Source organism: Romboutsia sp. (assembly GCF_056995035.1).
In genome coordinates this window covers 1-7,203 of sequence record NZ_JBXKIW010000039.1, presented here as the reverse complement: position 1 = coordinate 7,203, position 7,203 = coordinate 1, and the positions used below count along the sequence as shown (strand labels likewise).

At 27.1% G+C, this 7,203-nt stretch carries 5 protein-coding genes; 2 read left to right on the top strand and 3 right to left on the bottom strand.

What is annotated here, in order from left to right:
• The coding region (locus AC11VW_RS04325; protein ID WP_484300167.1) for an AEC family transporter at positions 1-834 on the bottom strand (834 nt) is incomplete at its 3' end.
• Between the two features lie 320 nt (positions 835-1,154).
• On the opposite strand from AC11VW_RS04325, the gene AC11VW_RS04320 reads away from it, so the two are divergent.
• A complete protein-coding gene (locus AC11VW_RS04320; protein WP_484300166.1) occupies positions 1,155-3,023 on the top strand; it encodes an SEL1-like repeat protein in 1,869 nt (622 codons plus the stop codon).
• Between the two features lie 96 nt (positions 3,024-3,119).
• On the opposite strand, the gene AC11VW_RS04315 is transcribed toward AC11VW_RS04320, so the two are convergent.
• On the bottom strand, positions 3,120-4,055 hold the full coding sequence (locus AC11VW_RS04315; protein ID WP_484300165.1) for a magnesium transporter CorA family protein: 936 nt from the start codon (positions 4,053-4,055) through the stop codon (positions 3,120-3,122).
• A 544-nt stretch (positions 4,056-4,599) separates the two neighbouring features.
• Here AC11VW_RS04315 and AC11VW_RS04310 point away from each other — a divergent pair.
• Complete coding sequence (locus AC11VW_RS04310; protein WP_484300164.1) at positions 4,600-5,733, top strand: aldo/keto reductase; 1,134 nt, start codon at positions 4,600-4,602, stop codon at positions 5,731-5,733.
• A 146-nt stretch (positions 5,734-5,879) separates the two neighbouring features.
• Here the strand turns inward: AC11VW_RS04310 and AC11VW_RS04305 are convergent, their stop codons facing one another.
• On the bottom strand, positions 5,880-6,971 hold the full coding sequence (locus tag AC11VW_RS04305) for an NAD(P)H-dependent flavin oxidoreductase (RefSeq protein WP_484300163.1): 1,092 nt from the start codon (positions 6,969-6,971) through the stop codon (positions 5,880-5,882).
• Positions 6,972-7,203 lie beyond the last annotated feature (232 nt).

Below are 7,203 nucleotides of genomic sequence, written 5' to 3'. Positions count from 1 at the left end.
ATTAGTATCACACGTATTAGCCATTATAACAGTATTAGCAGCAGCAGGCATAGATGATATTACAATTGGTATAGATAACAGTAAACTATCGTGTATTCTGCCTTTAAATAACAAATAAATAGCAATTGGAAGTAATATTAATCTAACAAAACTTACAAAGTATAACTTCTTATTAAAAAAGCACTCACTGGCAGAAGAAGTACAAAGTGTACTTCCTATAACTAACATAGATATAGGTGTTGTAATACCTCCTAGCATTGCTAGTGATTTATTAATAAACAATGGTAGCTTAATACTAAATAGAAAAGCAATTAAGCCAATAAAGATTGAAACTATAACTGGATTGATAAATTTTTTAAGTGAGAAGGAATAATCACCTTTATCCTTAGATAAAAAATAAGCTCCGAAAGTCATTACAAGTAAATTAAAAGGTAAATTAAATATAGCAGTATAAAATACAGCCTCTTTTCCTAAAATAGCTTCTATAACAGGATATCCCATAAATCCTACATTAGAAAACATAATCACATACTGATAAATTCCAATATCTTTGCTAGATTTAAAAATAAATTTTAAACAATAAGCAATTAAGAAAGAAAAAACATACATAACAATAGATATTATCAATAATTTAATTATCTTATCAACCATTTCAGGATTATATTCTATTTGCATGGAATCAATAATCATAGCAGGAAGAAAGATACTCATTGTTAAAGATGAAAGTTTAGACGTAGTATGTTCGTCTAATAAGTCCTTTTTTCTAGCTATATATCCTATTAACATTAAAATAAATAAAACAAAAATTTGAACAAATACATTACTTAAATTCATAATAAATACCCCCGTACATAACATTATATAGCATGTTATTCAATATTACTATAATATAAGAAACTATAAAAAGAAAATTATAGAGTCATTATATGATAAAATATAATGTGTTTCATTAAAATAATATACTTAGTATCGTATAATGTTAAAATGGAAATTATATTATATAAATGAAATAAAATTCCAATAATATAGTTATTATTACAATATAATTACAAAAGAAAAAATATTAATTAGAAAAATTATATATATTATATTATATAATATATAATATATAACTAACGTCAAAATAAAGTATGAATTTAAATAGGGAGTTAAATATGAAGAGTACAAAGTTTTCAATAAAAAATATAAAAAATATACCCCAAGATCCAAAGGTATCTCATACCAAAGGAGCAGTTTATGAAAAGATGGGTAAAATAGATAAAGCGATAGAAGCTTATAAACAATCGGCAGACTCAGATTATGTAAAGTCTCAATATACTCTAGGGGATATATATTATTCTAAGGGACAATATAACGAAGCTGAAAAATGGTACACTATGGCTTATAAAAATGGATATGAAAATGCAGCTCTTAATTTAGGGAATATGTACTTTAATAATAAAGCATATGAATATGCTCTTTATTGGTATGAAAAAGTAGCTGAACTAGGAGAATTACAAGCACAAAATAATTTAGGGGTAGCACATTTTAAATTAAAAGATTATGCAAGATGTGAAAAATGGTTAAAAGAAGCTTGTGAAGCTAATTTTGGTAAAGCTTGTTTTAACTTAGGAGTTCTATATTCAGAAATAGGAAGGCCAGAGGAAGCTATAGAATATTATAAAAAAGGTTCAGTCTTATTAGATGAAGATTGTAAGTTTAACTTAGCTGTTTTAAGCCAAAGAGATAAAGATGAAAAAGGAGCTATAAGTTTATATAAGCATCTGCATAAGGTAGGCCATATAAAAGGATGCCTAAACATAGGTGTAATGATGGAAATTAGTGAAAACTATGAGGAAGCAGAAAGATATTTTATAAAAAGTGCAGGTAAGGAATGTGTTAAATCTCAGTATAGGCTAGCTTATATATATGATAGAGATGAAGAGTTTGAAGATGCAATAGAGTACTATCAAAAAAGTATTGAAAAAGGCCATACATTATCAAAGTATAGATTAGGAAATTTATATAACAAAAAAAATGAAATAGAACAAGCAAAAGTTTATTATGAAATGGCAGCTAATGATAATATGGTAGAAGCTAAAAATAACTTAGCAGGTCTTTATTTTGAAGAAAAAAATTACGAAAAAGCTATAAAATATTATGAAGAAGCTATAGTAGATGGATGTAGAGAGGCTATTGAAAATATAGGTGATTTATATTATCAAAGAGGTGATATAGAAAGAGCAGTTTCATATTATTTACGAAATGCAGACACATTATCATGTCAAGTAAAGCTTGGAAATATATATGAAGATGGAGAAAATTTTGAAGAAGCTATAATTTGGTATATAAAAGCAAGTGAAAATAACGATATACAAGCAAATTATAAGCTAGGATGTATGTATGAAGATATGAATGATAAACAAAATGCTAAAAAGTATTTTGAAATAGCATGCGAAAAAAGTCATATAAATGCACGTATCCATTTAGGAAGAATATACTTTCAAGAAGAAAATTATGAAGAAGCAAAGAAAATGTTTGAAACTCCAGCAAGTGAAGGAAATATATATTCTCAACATATGATAGGATTAATACATGATATCTTCTACAAGGACTACATAAATTCAAAATATTGGTATGAAAAAGCAAGATCACAGCAATGTGTGGAATCTATTTATAACTTAGGTCATTTAAGTTTAAAACTACATGAAGATAGTGAAGCAGAGAAGTATTATAAAGAAGGATTAAAGTTAGGTAATAAAAAATGTGAATACATGTTAGCAGGTCTTTATTATAAAAAGAGTTTAGATATGTATAAGGTATTAGCGGATCAAGATTATGATAATTCTAAAGAAATAGTAAACAATATGCCTAAGCTTAATATAAATTTTGATGAAGTTCTTATAGCACCATTTAGAGAAGTGGAAATAGAAGCTGATGATGAAGAATATGTACCAATGTACATATTAGAAATTGAAGAAAACCTAGAAGAAATATTTGAAGATTTAATAACTGATATGATAATAAATACAGACCATAAATAGCAAAAAAAGCTATCTCCAAATGAAAAAATCATTTAAGGAGATAGCTTTTTTTGCAAAATACCTGAATCTCAAGGGTTTTGAACCATGCATGGCGAATTATAGTAATTTATTTCTAGACATGAAAAATGTAATTGTTAAACAAATTAAAGTAGTAATTAACATTACCATCCAAAATCCATTCCCAGCACCTTCGTAAGGAATCCCACCCACATTCATTCCAAAGAATCCAGATACTATAGTTGGAATCGTAGTAATTAGCGTTATAGAAGTTAAAAATTGCATAACATTATTTTGGTTATTACTTATAATTGCACTAAAAGCATCCATAATTCTGCTTAATATATCTCCATAGATTGTAGCCATCTCTAAAGCCTGTTTATTTTCAATTATAACATCTTCAAGTAAGTCCTCATCATCAGGGTATTTTTTTATGCTAGTCGTTCGAACCATTTTATTTAAAACTAGTTCAATTGCTTTTAAAGAAGTAGAAAAATATACTAAAGATTTTTCGAGTTCTAGAAGTTGTAGAAGTTCTTTATTTTTCATAGACTTAGAAACTTCTCTTTCTATAATAGTTGTCATTCTATTTATTCTTCTTAGGTAGTACAAGTAGTAACTTGCATTTTTATGAAGAATTTGAAGAATAAAACGAGTCCTCTTATAAGTACAAAAATCCTTAATGTGTCCTACAATAAAATCGTTTAAAATTTTAGTTTGAGCAGTACAAACTGTTAAAATAGCATTATTAAGTATTATAATACCAAGAGGTACAGTAGAATAATGAGAAGAATCACTATCACTTTCATCCACAGGAATATCTATAAGTATAAGCGTATGATTATCTTCAACATCTATTCTTGAACGTTCCTCTTCATCAAGTGCAGCTTTTACACTTTCAGCATCTATATTTAACAAAGTAACAATTTCATTAATTTCACTTTGATTTGGTTCGACAAGATTTATCCAACAGCCACTTTCAAATGAATTTAGCTTTTCCAATTTATTGTCAATAGTCTTATAGTATCTTATCATGCCAACACATCCTTTATTCAATTTTATATAAATCTCATCACTCAATATTATCTATTAAATGACTAATTTATATAATCGAAATAAATAAATTAGTTCAAGTTAAGATAATAATAAGTGATAATTATGAAATCCCACATTCCGCAACGGACTGTGATCCATTTCTCATCACTCTCCTATTAATTTTATGATTTTAAATTAGGCAAAAATTTTAAGCCCTCTAAATAGGATACCTTGTTAAGAGATATAAATCAAGATTTGATTCATAATTAACGTAATTTTTTACAAATATGTACTGAGTTTAAAATAAAATGATATAAATTTTTACATATAGTCTATATATTGCATTATTAGGAAATTCATTAATTTAAACTATAAATTTATGAATTGAAGTTGATTGTGTATGGTGTTAGTATAATATTATACATACATACATACATACATACATTTAATTAAGTTAATTATAAAGTTAAGAAATAACAAATATTAATCAGAGATATATTATTTATTTTTTATTAATCAAATATAAGTGGGGGAGAGATAGTGTATGAAATATAGAAAATTAGGGAAAACAAATGAAGAAATATCAATACTAGGTTTTGGGTGTATGAGATTTCCACAAAAAGATGGTAAAATAGACGAAACTGAATCTTTAGAAATGATAAGATATGCTATAGATAATGGAGTTAATTACATAGATACAGCATATCCATATCACGATGGGGAAAGTGAAATATTTGTAGGTAAAGCATTAAAAGATGGATATAGAGAAAAAGTAAATTTAGCAACAAAATTACCTTCATGGCTTATAAATGCCAGAGAAGACATGGATAAGTATATAAATGAGCAATTAGAAAAATTACAAACGAATATAATAGATTTTTATTTAATTCATAACCTAAATAAAAAAGATTACAAAAGATTAAGAGATAATGGATTATTCGATTTTATAGAAAAAATAAAAGAAAATAAATTAGTTAAACATGTAGGATTTTCTTTCCACGATACGTTAGATGTATTTAAAGAAATAGTGGATGACTATGACTGGGATTTTACACAAATACAATACAATTATATAGACGAAGATTATCAAGCAGGAAAAGAAGGACTTTTATACGCAGCAAATAAAGGATTAGGAATTATAATAATGGAACCTCTTCGTGGAGGAGCATTAGTAAATAATCTTTCACAAGGTATAAATGAAATAATAGACAATTCATCAGTTAAAAAGACTGCTGTAGAGTGGGCATTTAAATTCCTATATGATAAAGAAGAAATAAATTTAGTTCTTAGTGGAATGTCAACGTTAGAACAAGTTGTTGATAATTTAAAAATTGCAGATACACAAGGTGAATTAAACTCAATGGCTATTGATGAACAAGAAACTATAAATAAACTAAGAGATGAATTTAAATCTAAGATAAAGGTAAATTGTACTGGATGTAAGTACTGTATCCCATGTCCAGCTAAAGTAAATATACCTATATGTTTTGAACTATTAAATAGTTCATCTATGTTTGATAGTGTAGAAACAACTAAGAAAGACTATGAAAACTTTTTAGTAAAAGGAAATCAAGATGCATCTAAATGTGTAGAGTGCGGAGTATGTGAAGAAAAATGCCCTCAACATATAAATATAATAGAGAAGTTAAAAGAAGTAAAAGAAGTATTTAATATGTAATAGGCTAAATAAAAAAAGTGGAGCGTTTTATTATAAACATTCCACTTTTTATATGTAAATTTTTAGCTTGAAATTAATAGATATAAACTTTAGGTTTAGGAGTGTTACAAAAAAGTTTAAATATAAATAAGCTAAAAATTAACTACTTATAATTTACTAGTTAATTCCTTTATAACTTCATCTACAGAATACAATCTATCCACTTTGTACGCATTAGCTCCACAGAATAGTAGTGCATTGTCAACATCACCTTTAACTGCATTTATAAGAGCTTCTGATATGCAATAAGGCGTATCCTTTGGATTACAAGGAATTAAGCAATTGTAACATTTTGTTACTTTTGGACGATTAGCAGATACTCTATCAATAAACTTATTGTGTATAGCACGTCCTGGCATACCTACTGGACTAACTACTAAATTTATGTCCTCTTCACTAGCATTTATATATGTGTTTTTATATTCCTCTGAAGCATCACATTCATGAGTACCAACAAATTTGGTACCAACTTGTACACCGCTAGCTCCAAGATTTATGTATTTTAACACATCATCACCTGTAAAAATACCACCAGCAGCAACTACAGGTATTTCTTTATTATATTTTTCTCCATAAGCATTAGCTACCTTTATAATTTCAACCAATTCATTATCATAGTCTATAGAATCTATGTTTTGAAGGTCTTCTTTACTATATCCAAGATGGCCACCAGCGGTTGGACCTTCAACAATTATTAAGTCAGCTGTAGTTTTGTCTTTTCTATCCCACATCTTAAGTATAACACTAGCAGCTTTAACAGTTGAAACTATTGGAGCTATTTTTACGTTACTTTCTTTTACTAATGAAGGTAACTTAGTAGGAAGGCCAGCCCCAGATATAATTAAGTCAACACCAGCAGATATTGCTTCTTTAACATATTTTTCATAATCATTCATAGCTACCATAAGGTTTAAACCTATGATACCGCCATTAGCATTTTCTTTTGCTTTTATAATATGCTTTTTTAAAGCTCTTAAATTTGCATTTAAAGTGTTTTTTTCGAAATCTTCTTCATCATAACCGACACCAACGCCAGAAATGACACCAACCCCTCCAGCCTTAGCAACTGCAGCAGCTAAAGATGATCTTGATATTCCAACGCCCATTCCCCCTTGTATTACAGGAACTTTTGCTATTAAATCTCCAATTTTTAATGGTTTTATGATAATCTCCTCCTTATATGTTGTATACAAGTACATGATGATAATAGTTAATATTATTACCTGGTACTAAAAATATTATACTATATTTTAATAAGGATGAATAGCATTATTTTAAATAAGATAAAGTACAATTTGCATTAATATAAAAAAATCTTTAATTAAATATTTAGAAGGAAGACTCTTTTGAAGCACATATACGAAAATTATATTTATCAATAATTTAAAAATGAATATAATTTCTTATATGCTATAAAAAATAGAATTAAAA

Bases quoted from the DNA above. Each gene is read 5' to 3' on its own strand.
- AC11VW_RS04320 (WP_484300166.1), top strand. From the start codon at position 1,155: ATGAAGAGTACAAAGTTTTCAATAAAAAATATAAAAAATATACCCCAA.
- AC11VW_RS04315 (WP_484300165.1), bottom strand. From the start codon at position 4,055: ATGATAAGATACTATAAGACTATTGACAATAAATTGGAAAAGCTAAAT.
- AC11VW_RS04310 (WP_484300164.1), top strand. From the start codon at position 4,600: ATGAAATATAGAAAATTAGGGAAAACAAATGAAGAAATATCAATACTA.
- AC11VW_RS04305 (WP_484300163.1), bottom strand. From the start codon at position 6,971: ATGTACTTGTATACAACATATAAGGAGGAGATTATCATAAAACCATTA.